Annotated in this window: 18 protein-coding genes; 17 read left to right on the top strand and 1 reads right to left on the bottom strand. The window is 36.7% G+C overall.

What is annotated here, in order from left to right:
* The first annotated feature begins 65 nt into the window (after positions 1-65).
* From remA to spoVM, 15 genes are all read left to right on the top strand, one after another.
* Positions 66-329 (top strand): extracellular matrix/biofilm regulator RemA, encoded by a 264-nt coding sequence (remA, locus tag MKX31_RS17290; RefSeq protein WP_001251456.1) that lies wholly within the window; start codon positions 66-68, stop codon positions 327-329.
* A 13-nt stretch (positions 330-342) separates the two neighbouring features.
* Entirely contained in the window at positions 343-960 is a 618-nt protein-coding gene (gene gmk, locus MKX31_RS17285) for a guanylate kinase (RefSeq protein ID WP_001257740.1), read from the top strand.
* Between the two features lie 2 nt (positions 961-962).
* A complete protein-coding gene (rpoZ, locus tag MKX31_RS17280; RefSeq protein ID WP_000933964.1) occupies positions 963-1,175 on the top strand; it encodes a DNA-directed RNA polymerase subunit omega in 213 nt (70 codons plus the stop codon).
* A 172-nt stretch (positions 1,176-1,347) separates the two neighbouring features.
* Positions 1,348-2,553, top strand: a complete 1,206-nt coding sequence (gene coaBC, locus MKX31_RS17275) for a bifunctional phosphopantothenoylcysteine decarboxylase/phosphopantothenate--cysteine ligase CoaBC (protein ID WP_000911721.1) — start codon at positions 1,348-1,350, stop codon at positions 2,551-2,553.
* Positions 2,550-4,955, top strand: a complete 2,406-nt coding sequence (gene priA / locus MKX31_RS17270; protein ID WP_064474994.1) for a primosomal protein N' — start codon at positions 2,550-2,552, stop codon at positions 4,953-4,955. Before coaBC ends, priA begins: the two co-directional genes overlap by 4 nt.
* Before the next feature lie 11 nt (positions 4,956-4,966).
* A complete protein-coding gene (def, locus tag MKX31_RS17265; protein WP_000279468.1) occupies positions 4,967-5,437 on the top strand; it encodes a peptide deformylase in 471 nt (156 codons plus the stop codon).
* A gap of 23 nt (positions 5,438-5,460) precedes the next feature.
* On the top strand, positions 5,461-6,405 hold the full coding sequence (gene fmt / locus MKX31_RS17260; RefSeq protein WP_000598793.1) for a methionyl-tRNA formyltransferase: 945 nt from the start codon (positions 5,461-5,463) through the stop codon (positions 6,403-6,405).
* Entirely contained in the window at positions 6,402-7,736 is a 1,335-nt protein-coding gene (gene rsmB, locus MKX31_RS17255; protein ID WP_064474995.1) for a 16S rRNA (cytosine(967)-C(5))-methyltransferase RsmB, read from the top strand. Before fmt ends, rsmB begins: the two co-directional genes overlap by 4 nt.
* A 4-nt stretch (positions 7,737-7,740) precedes the next feature.
* Positions 7,741-8,829 carry a 23S rRNA (adenine(2503)-C(2))-methyltransferase RlmN gene (gene rlmN, locus MKX31_RS17250; protein WP_000450539.1) on the top strand — a complete coding sequence of 363 codons (1,089 nt, stop codon included), beginning with the start codon at positions 7,741-7,743 and terminating at the stop codon, positions 8,827-8,829.
* Between the two features lie 4 nt (positions 8,830-8,833).
* Positions 8,834-9,586: a Stp1/IreP family PP2C-type Ser/Thr phosphatase gene (locus MKX31_RS17245; RefSeq protein WP_000648694.1), complete on the top strand. Its 753-nt coding sequence runs from the start codon at positions 8,834-8,836 to the stop codon at positions 9,584-9,586.
* An 8-nt stretch (positions 9,587-9,594) separates the two neighbouring features.
* Positions 9,595-11,568 (top strand): serine/threonine protein kinase PrkC, encoded by a 1,974-nt coding sequence (gene prkC / locus MKX31_RS17240; protein WP_088047264.1) that lies wholly within the window; start codon positions 9,595-9,597, stop codon positions 11,566-11,568.
* Between the two features lie 268 nt (positions 11,569-11,836).
* On the top strand, positions 11,837-12,718 hold the full coding sequence (gene rsgA, locus MKX31_RS17235; protein WP_064474997.1) for a ribosome small subunit-dependent GTPase A: 882 nt from the start codon (positions 11,837-11,839) through the stop codon (positions 12,716-12,718).
* A 2-nt stretch (positions 12,719-12,720) separates the two neighbouring features.
* A complete protein-coding gene (gene rpe, locus MKX31_RS17230) occupies positions 12,721-13,365 on the top strand; it encodes a ribulose-phosphate 3-epimerase (protein ID WP_061678216.1) in 645 nt (214 codons plus the stop codon).
* A 99-nt stretch (positions 13,366-13,464) separates the two neighbouring features.
* The gene (locus MKX31_RS17225) at positions 13,465-14,145 is read left to right on the top strand and encodes a thiamine diphosphokinase (RefSeq protein WP_064474998.1); all 681 of its coding nucleotides are present in this window, start codon (positions 13,465-13,467) and stop codon (positions 14,143-14,145) included.
* A 66-nt stretch (positions 14,146-14,211) separates the two neighbouring features.
* Positions 14,212-14,292, top strand: coding sequence for a stage V sporulation protein SpoVM (gene spoVM, locus MKX31_RS17220; protein WP_001213599.1), 81 nt, complete (start codon positions 14,212-14,214; stop codon positions 14,290-14,292).
* Between the two features lie 73 nt (positions 14,293-14,365).
* Here spoVM and rpmB read toward each other — a convergent pair whose 3' ends face one another.
* Positions 14,366-14,554: a 50S ribosomal protein L28 gene (gene rpmB / locus MKX31_RS17215; protein ID WP_000124776.1), complete on the bottom strand. Its 189-nt coding sequence runs from the start codon at positions 14,552-14,554 to the stop codon at positions 14,366-14,368.
* A gap of 375 nt (positions 14,555-14,929) precedes the next feature.
* Here rpmB and MKX31_RS17210 point away from each other — a divergent pair, with 375 nt between their 5' ends.
* Together MKX31_RS17210 and MKX31_RS17205 are read left to right on the top strand one after the other, a co-directional pair.
* Positions 14,930-15,292 (top strand): Asp23/Gls24 family envelope stress response protein, encoded by a 363-nt coding sequence (locus tag MKX31_RS17210; protein ID WP_000021109.1) that lies wholly within the window; start codon positions 14,930-14,932, stop codon positions 15,290-15,292.
* Positions 15,293-15,314: 22 nt separating this feature from the next.
* Complete coding sequence (locus tag MKX31_RS17205; protein ID WP_088047265.1) at positions 15,315-16,991, top strand: DAK2 domain-containing protein; 1,677 nt, start codon at positions 15,315-15,317, stop codon at positions 16,989-16,991.
* Positions 16,992-17,050: the final 59 nt, after the last annotated feature.

Raw genomic sequence — 17,050 nt, 5'->3', positions numbered from 1 at the left:
TTCAAAAAATATATAAAGTTATACGTGGTGGAGAAATCGGATAGACTTACTAGGAGGCGCAAACTATGGCCATGCGGTTTTTAAATATTGGATACGGAAATATTGTATCTGCTCATCGAATTATTGCTATTGTAAGTCCGGAGTCAGCTCCTATTAAACGAACAGTACAGGAAGCACGCGAACATAATGCTTTGCTTGATGCTACGTATGGGAGAAAAACAAGGGCGGTTATTGTTATGGATGATGGGCATGTGGTATTAAGTCCAATTCAGCCAGAGACGATTGCACATCGTTTGAATAATAAAGAAGATTTAAGTGAGGAAGGGTAGGTTTTACATATTTATGAGAAGTAGAAGAGGATTGCTCATCGTTCTTTCAGGACCTTCTGGGGTTGGTAAAGGAACGGTTCGAAAAGAGCTATTTAGTCATGAGGATACACGTTTTCAGTACTCCATTTCAGTAACGACACGTAAGCCACGTGAAGGTGAAGTTGATGGTGTGGATTATTTCTTTAAAGAGAGAGAAGAATTTGAGGAAATGATTCGTAATGAAAAATTACTTGAGTGGGCTGAGTTCGTAGGTAATTATTACGGAACACCAATCGACTATGTTGAAAAAACATTACAAGAAGGAAAAGATGTATTCTTAGAAATTGAAGTGCAAGGAGCAATTCAAGTTAAGAAAGCTTTCCCAGAAGGTGTATTTATTTTCTTAGCACCTCCAAGTTTATCTGAACTAAAGAACCGTATTGTCGGCCGTGGTACAGAAACTGAAGATGTTATTGAAAATCGTTTAACGGTAGCGAAAGAAGAAATCGAAATGATGGACGCTTACGACTATGTTGTAGAAAACGATCAAGTTGAATTAGCTTGTGAAAGAATTAAAGCAATTGTGGTTGGTGAACATTGCCGCCGCGAAAGAGTAGCAAAATATTATAAAGAAATGACGGAGGGTCTATAATTATGTTAAATCCATCAATTGATTCATTATTAACAAAAATCGATTCTAAATATACACTTGTAACAGTAGCTGCAAAACGTGCGCGTGAAATGCAACTTGCTGATAACTGTGTTATCGAGCAACCTGTTTCTCATAAATGTGTAGGTAAATCATTAGAAGAAATCGATGCAGAAGTATTAAAATATGTACCAAGCGAAGACAAAATCATCGATTAAGGCATTCTTTTCGACAAATTAAAACATAGACTTTATAATTTTCTATGTAACGGTAACAACCTATTTACAAGTAGGTTGTTATTTTTTTACGATAGGGAAGAAATATTGGTACTGACGAGCTGGGAATTCTGTTTCAGTATTATAAGTTTGAAAAAGAAAGAGGACGAGCCATATGCTAAAAGGGAAAAAGATACTTCTATGTGTAACAGGAGGCATTGCGGTCTTTAAAGCGGCTGCGTTAACTAGTAAATTGACACAAGCTGGTGCTATTGTAAAAGTAATGATGAGTGAGTCTGCAATGAAGTTTGTTACGCCTCTTACATTTCAAGCACTTTCTCGCCATGACGTATATACAGATACATTCGATGAGAAAGACTCGGCTGTTATTGCACATATCGATTTAGCAGATTGGGCAGATGTAGTACTTGTTGCACCTGCTACTGCCAATTGTATTGGAAAGTTAGCTGGTGGTATTGCAGACGATATGATTACAACTACTTTGTTAGCTACTACAGCCCCAGTGTGGATTGCACCTGCTATGAATGTGCATATGTATGAAAATAAAATTGTACAAAAAAATATGATGACGTTAAAAACGTTAGGATATACATTTATTGAGCCTGGAGAAGGTTTTTTAGCGTGTGGTTATGTTGCGAAGGGAAGACTAGAAGAACCAGAAGCAATTATTGCACGGTTAGAAGAGGCTTTTTCAGAACAAAAACCATTGCAAGGAAAAAAAATATTAATAACTGCCGGCCCAACTCGTGAAAAGATTGATCCAGTGCGTTTTATGACCAATTTTTCTTCTGGGAAAATGGGATATGCAATTGCGGAAGTGGCAGCGAACTTAGGTGCTGATGTCATACTTGTTTCGGGACCGACAGCATTAAACCCACCATTACATGTAAATACGGTACAAGTGGAATCTGCACAAGATATGTTAGAAGTAGTTCTGCAACAGTATCAAAACGTAGATGTTGTCATTAAAACAGCAGCAGTTGCAGATTATCGCCCGAAATATGTTCATGATAATAAAATGAAAAAGAAAAATGGTGATGCTGTAATCGAACTCGAGAGAACAGTAGATATTTTAAAAACGTTAGGTGAGATGAAGGATAAACAGTTACTTATCGGTTTTGCGGCTGAAACGACAAAGGTAGAGGAATACGCGACAAAAAAATTACGTGAGAAAAATGCGAATATGATTGTTGCGAACGATGTAAAGGCACAAGGAGCTGGATTTGGTACAGATACAAACATTGTAACAATGTATAGAAAAGATGGAGAAGTTATCGAGTTACCACTTTTAACGAAGAAAGAGGTTGCTCGTGAAATATTAAAGCAAATTGAAATGATGTTAGAAGATGATCGTCTATGAAATTTGCAAGTGTAATTGTTGATGTACCTGCACGTCAGACAGATCGACCATTTGATTATATTATCCCTAAAAAGTGGGAAGATATTGTCCAGACAGGCATGCGTGTAGTAGTTCCATTTGGCCCAAGGAAATTGCAAGGCTTTATTATTGGGATCAAAGATTCGGCTGAAGTAGAAAGTAAGAAGCTAAAGACAATCCATGAAATATTAGATGTAACACAAGTTTTAAACGAGGAATTATTAAAGCTTGGATATTGGCTTACAAGCGAAACGTTATGTTATATGATTTCAGCCTTTCAAGTCATGCTTCCAACGGCGATAAAAGCTACGTATAAAAAGCGTCTACAACTTCGTAAACAAGAAGAAGTAGCACCTGAACTACTGTTTTTATTTCAAGACAAAGAAGCGATAGATTGGGAAGCTATTGAGACGCAGCCGCATCTATACCGAACGATTCAACAAGAAATTAAAAATGGCACGATTGAAGTTGTTTATCAGGTAAAAGATAAAGTGCAAAAGAAGAAACAAAGAGTCGTTCAACCTGAGTTGTCAGAAGATCGATTGGAATTAGCAGCATTTGAACTGAAAAGTAAAAAACAACAAGATGTACTCTATTATTTTGTGGAAAATTATAAAAGTGTGCCGTTGAAAGTGATAACAGAAGAGTTGCAAATAACAGACGCTCCGATTAAGGCACTTGTTAAAAAGGGGCTAATTTCAGAAAAATATGTGGAAGTGTACCGAAATCCGTATGACGATGATGATTTTGAACAAACGAAACCATTCCCACTTACGGAGGAACAACAGCAAGTTATTGCACCGATTTTATCATCAATTACAAATGAAACTTACAATCCATTTTTACTATATGGTGTTACAGGAAGCGGAAAAACAGAAGTATATTTACAATCTATAGCAGCGGTGCTCGCGAAAGGGAAAGAAGCTATTGTGCTTGTTCCTGAAATTGCACTAACGCCTCAAATGGTAGATCGTTTTAAAGGCAGATTTGGCTCGCAAGTTGCGGTTCTTCATAGTGCGCTGTCTGTTGGAGAAAAATATGATGAATGGCGTAAGATTTTAAGAAAAGAAGTGAAAGTTGTAGTTGGTGCACGTTCAGCTGTATTTGCTCCTTTTGAAAATTTAGGGATTATTATTATTGATGAGGAACATGAATCGAGCTATAAGCAAGAAGATAATCCGAGGTATCATGCAAGGGATGTAGCTGTGTGGAGGGGGCAATATCATAAATGTCCTATCGTTCTTGGTAGTGCAACACCGACACTTGAATCGTTTGCAAGAGCGAAAAAAGGTGTGTATGAATTACTAACGATGGAAAAACGTATGAATAAACAAGCTTTACCAACAGTAGAGATTGTTGATATGCGTGAGGAACTTCGTGACGGGAATCGTTCCATGTTTTCGAAGGCATTGCATGAAAAAATAGCAGATCGATTAGAAAAGAAAGAACAGATGGTGCTCTTTTTAAATAGAAGAGGTCATTCTACATTTGTTATGTGCCGTGATTGTGGGTATGTTGTACAATGTCCGCACTGTGATATCTCGCTGACATATCATAAAATGAACCATCGTTTAAAATGTCATTACTGCAGTCACGAAGAGAATATGCCGACTGAGTGTCCTGCTTGTCAAAGTACATATATTCGTTTCTTTGGTACAGGTACACAAAAGGTAGAAGAAGAAATTACAAAACTATTTCCAGAGGCACGAGTCATTCGAATGGATGTAGATACGACAAGTCGCAAAGGAATGCATGAAAAATTATTAAAGGCGTTCGGGGAAGAAAAAGCAGATATACTACTTGGAACACAAATGATTGCGAAAGGGTTAGATTTTCCTAAAGTAACGCTTGTCGGGGTTTTAACTGCAGATACGATGCTTCACTTACCTGATTTTCGAGCGAGTGAAAAGACGTATCAGTTATTGACGCAAGTAAGTGGACGAGCAGGCAGACATGAATTGCCAGGGGAAGTTATAATTCAAACGTATACACCAGAACATTACAGTATAGAGTTAGCAAAGAACCAACAATATGATGTGTTTTTTGACCAAGAAATGCAAATGAGACGAACAAGACAATATCCACCTTATTACTATGTTGTACTTGTAACAGTATCGCATCCAGAATTATTAAAGGCAGTGCAAGTGACGGAAAAAATTGTCGGTCATTTACGGGCACACTGCACGCAGCAAACAATGGTGTTAGGACCGGTTGCTTCAGCAATTCCAAGGATAAAAGATAGATATCGTTATCAATGCATGATAAAATACAAACGGGAACCAAACTTAAAGAACGTGCTCAAAATGGTAAATGAACATTATCAAGCAGAAATGCAAAAAGAGCTACAAATCTCAATTGATTTTAATCCAACAATGTTAATGTAGCGGAGGGAAATATGGCAGTTTTAGAAATAGTAAAGCATCCAAATGAAGTGTTAGAAACACCATGCGAAAGAGTAATTAACTTTGATAAAAAGTTAGTGAAATTGTTGAAAGATATGCATGAAACAATGTTAATTGCGGACGGGGTCGGTTTAGCTGCGCCTCAAGTAGGTGTAAGCTTGCAAGTTGCGGTAGTTGATATCGGTGATGATACGGGGAAAATCGAGTTAATCAATCCATCGATACTAGAAAAACGTGGTGAACAAGTAGGTCCCGAAGGCTGTCTAAGCTTCCCGGGACTTTATGGTGAAGTGGAACGTGCGGATTATATTAAAGTACGTGCGCAAAATCGCCGAGGTAAAGTATTTTTACTAGAAGCAGAAGGATTTTTAGCACGTGCAATTCAACATGAAATCGATCATTTACACGGTGTGTTATTTACATCAAAAGTGACAAGATATTATGAGGAAAACGAATTAGAATAGGTATTAAAAGGAGCGGTTTTTAAATGATAAAAGTAGTATTTATGGGAACACCGGACTTTTCAGTGCCGGTGCTTCGTCGTCTTATCGAAGATGGCTATGATGTAATAGGTGTTGTGACGCAGCCCGATCGTCCGGTAGGTAGAAAAAAAGTATTAACACCTACACCTGTTAAAGTTGAAGCAGAAAAACATGGTATTCCGGTGTTACAACCGTTAAGAATTCGTGAAAAAGACGAATATGAACAAGTCTTGGCATTAGAGCCAGATTTAATTGTAACAGCTGCTTTCGGTCAGATTGTACCAAATGAAATTTTAGAAGCACCGAAGTATGGATGTATTAACGTCCATGCGTCTTTACTACCTGAACTTCGTGGTGGTGCACCAATCCATTATGCAATTATGGAAGGTAAAGAAAAAACGGGTATTACAATTATGTATATGGTAGAGAAATTGGATGCTGGTGATATCTTAACGCAAGTAGAAGTCGAGATTGAAGAGCGTGAAACGACAGGCTCTTTATTCGATAAGTTAAGTGAAGCAGGGGCACACCTTCTATCTAAAACAGTACCTTTATTAATTCAAGGTAAGTTAGAACCAATTAAACAAAACGAAGAAGAAGTAACGTTTGCATATAATATAAAACGTGAGCAAGAGAAAATTGATTGGACAAAAACAGGTGAAGAAGTATACAATCACATTCGCGGATTGAATCCATGGCCAGTCGCTTATACGACTTTGGCAGGACAAGTTATTAAAGTATGGTGGGGAGAAAAGGTCTCTATTACAGAGAAAGCTGAACCAGGTACAATAGTAGCTCTTGAAGAAGATGGATTTGTTGTTGCAACAGGGAATGAGACAGGTGTTAAAATCACTGAATTGCAACCTTCTGGTAAAAAACGTATGAGTTGTTCGCAATTTTTACGTGGCACAAAACCTGAAATTGGAACGAAGTTAGGAGAAAATGCATGAGACAAAATGTTCGTGAGTTAGCTCTTGATGGCTTAATTCAAGTAGAAAAAAGTGGTGCATACAGTAACTTACTTTTAAATAATCTAATTGAAAAAAATGCAATTGATAGAAAAGATATTGGTTTGTTAACTGAAATTGTATATGGAACGATTCAACGTCGTGACACATTAGATTATTATTTACAGCCTTTTTTAAAAAAGAAGGTTGAGGCGTGGGTAAGAGTATTACTTCGCTTATCTTTATATCAAATGATTTATTTAGACCGAGTGCCAGAAAGAGCGGCTATTCATGAAGCAGTTGAAATTGCAAAGCGTCGCGGGCATAAAGGGATTGCTGGTATGGTAAACGGGGTATTACGTTCGATTCAGAGAGAAGGGGTACCTTCTGTAGATGAAATCAAGGATCCAATAGAACGTTTGGCAATTGCAACAAGTCATCCAATGTGGCTTGTGCAAGACTGGGCTTCTGAATATGGTTTAGAGACAGCAGAGAAAATGTGTGAAGTGAACATGTTACCTCCGGTACCAACAGCGCGTGTAAATGTTGATAAAATAACAGTAGAAGAAGCAATTGAGTTGTTGGCTGGTGAAGGTATAGAAGCGAAGCGCGGCGATTTATCAGAGGATGCAATTCAAATTGAAAGAGGGAATGTAGCGCATACAGATGCGTTCAAAAAAGGTTTTCTTTCTATTCAAGATGAAAGTTCTATGCTTGTAGCACGCGCTTTAGAACCGAATGAGGGAGATGTAGTTCTTGATAGTTGTGCTGCTCCGGGCGGAAAGACAACGCACATTGCAGAGCGATTAAAAGGAACAGGTCAAGTTATGTCTCTTGATTTACATGCACACAAAGTACGTTTAATTAAACAACAAGCAGAGAGACTTGGTCTAGAAAATGTCGAAACAAAAGCACTAGATGCTAGAAAAGTGCAAGAACACTTTGCGAATGAAACATTTGATAAAATATTAGTAGATGCACCATGTTCTGGATTTGGTGTGATTAGACGTAAACCTGATATTAAGTTAGGTAAAAATAAAGGCGATAGTGAAAGATTATCGACGATTCAACTTGCAATACTAGAAAAAATAGCACCGTTATTAAAACAAGGTGGTCGCCTTGTTTATAGTACGTGCACAATAGAAAAAATAGAAAATGAACAAGTAATAAAGCAATTTTTACAAGAGCATCCTGAATTTGAATGGGATACTACGATAAAAGATCGCATGCCAGAAAAGTTAAATCCGCATATTGATGAAGGTCAAGTGCGAATTTTACCGCATTATTTTGCAACAGATGGCTTTTATATTGCTTGTTTAAGGAAGAAGGTGTAGCATCGTGGAAACGACTGTGAGAAAACAAAAGAAAAATCTAGAAACGAAGAAACCATCAATTTATTCTTTACAACTTCATGAAATGCAAGATTGGTTAAAGGAACAAGGAGAACCTAAATTCCGTGCAGGACAAATCTTTGATTGGCTATATAAAAAACGTGTAAAAAATTATGACGACATGTCGAATCTTTCTAAAGGATTACGCGATAAATTGTCGAATTCCTTTGATATTACTACTTTAAATACATTGGTAAAACAAACATCTTCTGATGGAACAATTAAATTCTTATTCCAATTATATGATGGTTATTCTATTGAAACAGTGTTAATGCGACACGAATATGGAAATTCTATTTGTGTAACAACACAGGTTGGATGCCGTATCGGTTGTACGTTCTGTGCATCTACACTTGGTGGGTTAAAACGAAACTTAGAGGCTGGAGAGATTGTAGCGCAAGTAGTAGAAGTGCAACGTGCACTTGATGAAACAGAAGAACGTGTAAGTTCGCTTGTTGTTATGGGAATTGGAGAGCCGTTTGATAATTACGACAACTTAATGTCATTCTTACGCATTGTAAACCATGAAAAAGGAATTCATATTGGTGCAAGACATATGACAGTTTCAACAAGTGGAATTGTTCCAAAAATTTATAAGTTCGCTGAAGAAGATATGCAAATTAATTTTGCGATTTCATTGCATTCTGCAAATACAGAGTTACGTTCAAAATTAATGCCGATTAACCGTGCTTATAAGCTACCAGACTTAATGGAAGCTGTTAAATACTATGTAAATAGAACAGGGCGTCGTATTACGTTTGAATATGGCTTATTTGGAGGAGAAAATGACCAAGTTGAGCAAGCTGAAGAACTTGCTGCGCTTTTAAAAGGTGTAAAATGTCATGTAAACTTAATTCCGGTAAACTACGTACCTGAACGTGATTATGTACGTACGCCACGTGAACAAATTTTCTTATTTGAAAAAACGTTAAAAGATCGTGGAGTGAATGTAACAATTCGCCGTGAACAAGGTCATGATATTGATGCAGCCTGCGGTCAGTTACGTGCGAAGGAGCGTAAAGAAGAGACGAGGTGACGAGATGAAAGCCGTGTTTCTATCAGATAAAGGAAAAGTTCGTCAACATAATGAAGATAGTGCAGGAGTTTTTCACAATTTAGATGGAAATATTTTAGCGGTAGTAGCAGATGGAATGGGAGGTCATCGAGCTGGTGATGTAGCTAGCTCGATGACCATTCAATTATTCCATGATTATTGGAAGCAAACGCATAATATGAATGAACCAAAAAAAGTAGAAGAGTGGTTACATACGAGTGTTGGGATTATTAATGAGCGTATATATGAGTACTCTAAGCAACATGTAGAATGTAATGGTATGGGAACAACACTTATAATAGCGATTTGTACGCCAAACTTTGTGACAATAGGTCATATAGGAGATAGTCGTTGTTATATGGTATCAGAGGGAGAAATCTCGCTTGTAACGGAAGATCACTCACTTGTAAATGAACTTGTGAGACATGGTGAAATTTCAAAAGAAGACGCAGAATATCACCCGAAAAAGAATGTTTTGTTAAGGGCATTAGGAACAGAAGAAAAAGTCGGATTAGATGTTAAAACATTGGTGCTTGAGGAAGATGATCAGTTACTTCTTTGCTCTGATGGGTTATCTAACAAAGTTTCTATTGCTGATATGCAACAAATTTTACAGTTAAATGAACAGCTTGAAACTAAGGGACAACGTCTCATTCAATTGGCGAATGATCGTGGCGGGGAAGATAATATCACCCTTGTTCTTATTGATTATGCGGGTTCGACAAACGAAAGTAGGTGAAGTGCAACGTGCTGATTGGAAAACGCTTAAATGACCGTTATAAGCTGCTGAAAATGATTGGTGGTGGTGGAATGGCCAATGTGTATTTAGCTCATGATGATATACTTGGCCGAGATGTAGCGGTAAAAATATTAAGACTCGACTATTCAAATAACGAAGAGTTTATTAAACGTTTCCATCGAGAAGCGCAGTCTGTTACAACGTTGTCGCATCCAAATATTGTGAATATGTATGATGTCGGAGAAGAAGATGGTATATATTATCTTGTAATGGAGTATGTACCAGGACAAACATTGAAGCAATACATAATTGAGCGAGGGATGTTACCTATAGGAGAAGCTCTTGATATTATGGAGCAGTTAACATCCGCCATGGCACACGCCCATCATTTTGAAATTGTGCACCGTGATATTAAACCGCACAATATTTTAATTCGAGCTGATGGAGTAATAAAAGTAACAGATTTTGGAATTGCGACAGCTACAAGTGCAACAACAATTACACATACAAATTCGGTACTCGGTTCGGTGCATTACTTATCACCAGAACAAGCACGCGGCGGGATAGCAAATAAACAATCAGATATTTATTCCCTAGGAATCGTTATGTTTGAGTTGTTAACAGGAAGACAACCGTTTTCTGGCGAATCTGCTGTTGCTATAGCTTTAAAACATTTACAAAGTGAAATTCCGTCTCCAAAAAGATGGAATGAAAATATTCCGCAAAGTGTCGAAAATATTATATTAAAGGCAACTGCGAAAGATCCGTTTCACCGATATCAATCTGCCAATGCGATGAAACGAGATATTGAAACTGCGTTATATCCAGAGAGGATAAATGAGCAGCCATTTTACATACCGGAAGATATGGAAGCGACAAAAGCGATTCCAATTATTCAACAAGAACAATTATTCCAAAATGTAACTGATGAAACAATTGTTTTAAAAGGAAGTAAAGTGGATGAGCAGACAAGAAAAGAAGAAACGGATTTAAATAAGAAGAAAAAACGAAGTAATAAATGGCTCAAAATTTTAATTACAACATTTTTACTTTTAGCGATTGGAATAACGTTAGCGCTTACTGTTGTTCCAGGATTCTTTATTCCAAAAGATGTAAAAGTCCCTGATGTGGCTGGTATGAAATATACGACAGCAGTAAATACATTAGTTGAAAAGGGTTTTGAGATTACGGAACCTAATATTGTATATACAGATGATGTTGAAACCGGTGATGTGATAAAAACAGACCCCGTAGCAGGAAGAGTCGTGAAAGAAAACTCTAAAATTACTATCTATCAATCAGGTGGAAAAAAGAAAAGTAAGATGAGTGATCTCACAGGAAAAGATTTTGAGAGTATAAGGAATGAATTAGAAGAAAAATATAAGCAAGTTACAATAAATTTTATTGAAAATGATAGGCCAAAAGGTGAAATCGTAGAGCAAATTCCGACGCCTGATCAAATGGTAGTAGAGGCGGAACAAGAACTAAAAATTTGGGTAAGTAAAGGTCCTTATCAAATTAGACCAGGTGATTTTTCAGGATGGACTGAAAATAGCGTAAATGGTTATTTGAATGAGAGAAAACTAACTCCAGATATAAAACGAGAGTATTCCGATACTGTTGATAAAGGACTTGTAATTTCGCAATCTCCAAAACCAGGAACGCCGTTAAAAGAAGGAGATAAAGTGACGATTATCATTTCAGAGGGGCCTAAGCCGAAAGTAACGAAAACAGTGAAAGTGGATAATATTTCTATTCCGTATGAGTCTTCTATAATTGGTGAGAAAAAACCGCAAACAATAGAAATTTATAAAGAAGATATGCAACAAAAAATGGATAGACCAATTGAAACTAGAACAATTTCAGAGTCGGCAACTATTTCTTTAGAATTTGTAATTCAAGAAGGTACAAAAGGACACTATAAAATTGTACGAGATGGTGTAACGATTATCGACAAAGAAGTACCATACCCAACTCAATAATAATGACTTCCATTTTCTTTCTAGAGGGGATGGAATGTATTACTCTTGCCTGTTATGCTGTCTACATATAGTGGACTGTATAACAGGCAAAAATATATGATTCAAAAAGCTATAAAAGTGATACTGTTATAAATAATATTTTAAATTTGATGGTAGATTAAATATATTAACTTGTATATATGACGGGTTTTGAAATAAGTATTTAAAGAATTTTAAACCATTCAATATTAATGACAGCTTCACTTTATACAAAATAAAGGAGAATTATATGCCAGAAGGAAAAATTGTAAAAGCTCTAAGTGGATTTTATTATGTGCAGCATGAAGAAGGGATTACACAATGTCGCGGGCGTGGTGTGTTCAGAAAAAATAAAATTACACCACTGGTAGGAGACCAAGTTGTTTTTCAAGCAGATAATCCAACTGAAGGATATGTACTTGAAGTATTTGATCGAAAAAATGAACTTGTTAGGCCTCCTATTGCTAATGTTGATCAAGCAATTCTCGTTTTCTCTGCAGTAGAACCAGATTTTAACCCGGGACTATTAGATCGATTTTTAGTGCTGATTGAATATCATAACATTAAGCCGATTATTTGCATTAGTAAGATGGATTTAGTGGATGAAAAAATGAGAGAGACTGTTGAATCTTATGCAAATGACTATCGTGAGATGGGATATGATGTGTTATTTACTTCTATAAACACATCGGAAAGTATTGATATTTTAAAACCATTCTTAGAAGGTTGCATTTCTGTTGTTGCAGGGCAATCTGGTGTTGGAAAATCTTCTATGCTTAACGTTTTACGTCCAGAGTTAGAACTGAAAACGAATGATATTTCCTCGCATTTAGGACGCGGGAAACATACGACAAGACACGTAGAATTAATTGCGGTTGGAAGCGGACTAGTTGCAGATACACCTGGTTTTAGTTCACTTGATTTCATAGATATAGAGGTAGAAGATCTTACATATTGTTTTCCAGAGTTGAAAGAAGCGAGCCAATACTGTAAATTTAGAGGGTGTACACATCTTGCTGAACCGAAATGTGCTGTGAAGACAGCGGTTGAAGAAGGGAAGATTACAGAATATCGTTATAAAAATTACAAACAATTCGTAGAAGAAATTAGAGAGAGAAAGCCGAGGTATTAGTTATGATTAAAATTGCACCATCGATCTTATCAGCAGATTTTTCAAAATTAGGGGAAGAGATTAAAGATGTAGAAAAAGGCGGAGCGGATTACATTCACGTCGATGTAATGGATGGACATTTCGTACCAAATATTACGATTGGACCATTAATTGTAGAAGCTATCCGCCCAATTACATCTTTACCATTAGATGTACATTTAATGATTGAAAATCCTGATAACTATATCCCGACTTTCGCAAAAGCGGGAGCGGATATTATTACTGTTCATGTAGAGGCGTGCCCTCATTTGCATCGTACAATTCAGCTAATTAAATCTCATGGCATTAAAGCGGGAGTTGTATTAAATCCGCATACGCCAGTTTCGACGATTGAGCATGTATTAGAAGATATCGATATGGTATTACTTATGACAGTAAACCCTGGATTTGGTGGACAGAAATTTATCCATTCTGTATTACCGAAAATTAAACAAGTGGCAGAAATGGTTAAAGAGCGCAATCTAGAAGTAGAAATTGAAGTTGATGGTGGTGTAAACGCTGAAACAGCACGACTTTGTGTTGAAGCAGGAGCAAATGTACTTGTAGCTGGATCAGCAGTATACAATCAAAAAGACCGCGGTGAAGCAATTCGTGTCATTCGTGGATAATGAATGAACGAGTCTTTATCCCAGTGAAACTTCTAGTGTAGTAAGTGTTCACTATTTATAAAGGATAGAGAAAAAACATGTAAAAAGGCAATCTACCGAATGGCAGATTGCCTTTTTACAATAGAAGGGGAAGGAAACATGATTATTCATATTTTAGCGGGTGGACCTGCGGAATATTGTGCAGATTTTTCTCGATATGAAAATGAGAAAGTAGTATGGGCAGCAGTTGATAGAGGAGTATATCGTCTATTAAAGGGAGGAATTACTCCAACTGTTGCGTTTGGAGATTACGATTCAGTTACTGAAGAGGAATTAGTATGGATGGGCCAGCAAACAAATGACTTACATATTGTTCCTCGTGAAAAAGATCAAACAGATTTAGAAATTGCGATTAACTGGGCGTTAGAACAAAATCCCACATTGATTCGTATTTTTGGTGCCACTGGTGGAAGACTGGATCACGGTTTAGCAAATATACAGATGCTTTTAAGAGGGTTAGAAGTAGGGGTAGAAATGTGTATTGTAGATAATAAAAATGAAATAAGCGTGAAAAAAGTGGGTACACATATAATTGAAGACAATAAAAATTTCCCTTATGTATCTTTTGTACCGGTTACTGAAATAGTAGAAGGGATTACATTACTTGGTTTTAAGTATCCTCTAACTAATAAAACAATAGAATGGGGATCAACACTTTGTATTAGTAATGAACTCGTTGAGGAAAAAGGTACTTTTTCATTTACTTCTGGCATATTAATGGTGATAAGAAGCACTGATTAAAGAAACAATTTTGCTCCTTACATCATATAGTGAACAAGTGGAGTAATGGGGATTAGGAGGGAAACCATGAGATTTTATACAATTAAGTTACCTAAATTTCTTGGTGGAATTGTTCGTGCCATGCTAAATACCTTCAAAAAAGATTAAAAAAAGCACCTATTACCGGTGCTTTTTCCATTGTCATAGTAAAAAAAGAGCCTAGCGGCTCTTTTTTTTATTATTAAACACGTTCGATTTTGCCAGATTTTAATGCTCTAGCAGAAACGTAAACACGTTGAACTTTTCCGTCGATGCGTACGCGAACTTTTTGAAGGTTAGCGCCCCATTTACGTTTTGTAGCGTTCATTGCGTGAGAACGAGAGTTACCAGAACGAGCTTTTCTTCCAGTGATAGCACAAACACGAGCCATTTATATTTCCCTCCCTTGATACCTTACCATACGTAATTTTTCAATGTTAGTCTTTTTTGCGATGCTAAAAACACTACTATAATTTAACACAACTAAAAAGAGAATGCAACACCGTAGAAAAAAGAAATCAAGAAAAATTACTTGACACCATATGTCGATGATGAAAAGTTGAAATCAAGAAAAATTGCTTGACATATTATAGTGGTACATGTTGTATAATAACAATGGACTATTTTGCTCATCATAAAAAATGTGATTTAAAACATAAAATATGAGAGTGAAAAGAAAGAACGATGGAATTTTCTTTAAAAAGATTATATGATAGTAACTAAAGTAGTCTAGCTCACTTTCACCATTTATGAAGGGGGAAACGAGATGTCAATTGAAATTAAAACGAAGTATGGTCAAATTGATATTAGTACAGATGTAATTGCAACAATTGCTGGAGGTGCCGCAGTAGATTGCTACGGTATCGTAGGTATGGCATCAAAAAATCAGTTAAAAGATGGTTTAACAGACATTTTACGAAAAGAAAACTTCACTAGAGGTGTTATTGTTCGTAAAGATGAAGATGAAGTACATATTGATATGTATATTATTGTGAGCTATGGTACGAAAATTTCAGAAGTAGCACATAACGTGCAGACGAAAGTGAAATATACATTAGATCAAACTGTAGGACTAGCAGTAGATTCTGTAAACATCTACGTACAAGGAGTTAAAGTAATAAACTTGTAATGTGCATTAAGGAGGAAAATCTGTGTCAATTCAAAAAATTGATGGGAAACGTTTATCACAAATGATCATGCAAGGAGCGAATAATTTAACAAATAATGTTCAGCTTGTTGATGCATTAAACGTATTTCCAGTTCCAGATGGCGATACCGGTACAAACATGAACTTATCAATGACTTCAGGCGCACGTGAAGTGAAAGCAAATCCTTCACAGCATGCTGGTAAAGTCGGCGTAAGTTTAGCCAAAGGATTATTAATGGGAGCTCGTGGTAACTCTGGAGTTATTTTATCTCAGTTATTCCGTGGTTTCTCTAAATCCATTGAACAAAAAGAAGAATTAACAACAGTTGATTTTGCTGCAGCTTTAGATGCTGGGGTAGAAGCGGCTTACAAAGCGGTTATGAAACCGATTGAAGGAACGATTTTAACGGTTGCAAGAGAAACGGGTAAATATGCAGTGACAGTTGCGAAAAAACAGCGCGACTTTGTTTTGTTTATGGAAGACGTTGTGAAAGAAGCGAATGCATCGTTAAATCGTACGCCAGATTTATTACCTGTATTAAAACAAGTTGGCGTTGTAGATAGCGGTGGTAAAGGTCTTGTTGTTGTATACGAAGGATTTTTAGCTGACTTAAAAGGAGAAACGATTTCTTCTAATGTGTCTGCCCAACCATCTATGAATGACATGGTACGCGCAGAACATCACCGTAGTGTACAAAGCCAATTGAGTACAGAAGATATTAAGTATGGATATTGTACGGAATTCATGGTGAAATTAGAGCCTGAAAAAATGAAAGAACATAATTTCTCTGAACAAAAGTTCCGTGAAGATATTAGTGTGTACGGAGATTCACTACTTGTTGTATCAGATGATGAGGTTGTTAAGGTTCATATTCATGCGGAACATCCTGGAGATCCTATGAATTATGGACAACGCTATGGTAGTTTAATTAAGATTAAAGTAGAAAATATGCGTGAACAGCATACGGCTTTATTAGATGAGCCTACTATGATGCCTGAGCCAACTAGCCAGTCTAAAGAGAAACAACAGTACGGTATCGTAACTGTTGCTATGGGATCTGGTATCAAAACTTTATTTGAGAGCATTGGCGCGACGAAAGTTATCGAAGGTGGCCAAACGATGAATCCAAGTACGGAGGATATTGTGAAGGCGATTGAAGAAGCGAATGCTGAAAAAATCATTATTTTACCGAACAACGGAAATATCGTGATGGCAGCAGAACAAGCAGCGTCAGTTGTGGATCAAGAAGTGATTGTAATTCGTTCAAAAACAGTTCCTCAAGGTATGGCTGCAATGTTAGCATTTAATCCAGTTGGAACGTTAGAAGAGAACGAAGAAAACATGAAAGAAGCTTTATCTCATGTGAAAACCGGTCAAATTACGTATGCTGTACGTGATACGGAAATTGATGGTGTAGCAATTCAAAAAGATGATTTCATGTGTATTGCAGATGGGAAAATCGTATCAACAAATGCTGCAAAAGTAGGAGCTGCAAAGCAATTACTAGAAGCACTTATTGATGAAGATTCTGAAATTGTAACGATTCTACAAGGTGAAGATGCAACTGACGAAGAAGTAGCTGAGTTAGTTGCATTTGTAGAAGAGAATTTTGAAGATGCAGAAGTAGAAGTACATGCTGGAAACCAACCGGTGTATTCGTTTATCTTCTCTGTAGAATAAGAAAAAATTCGTTTTGAAAATAAATGGATTACTTACTTGCTAATGGATAAGAAGTAGTA

This window comes from Bacillus sp. FSL M8-0063 (assembly GCF_038005545.1).
In the GTDB taxonomy this organism is placed as follows: domain Bacteria; phylum Bacillota; class Bacilli; order Bacillales; family Bacillaceae_G; genus Bacillus_A; species Bacillus_A wiedmannii.
Note: the sequence above shows the minus strand (reverse complement) of the source record. Positions and strands in the feature narration are given on the sequence as shown.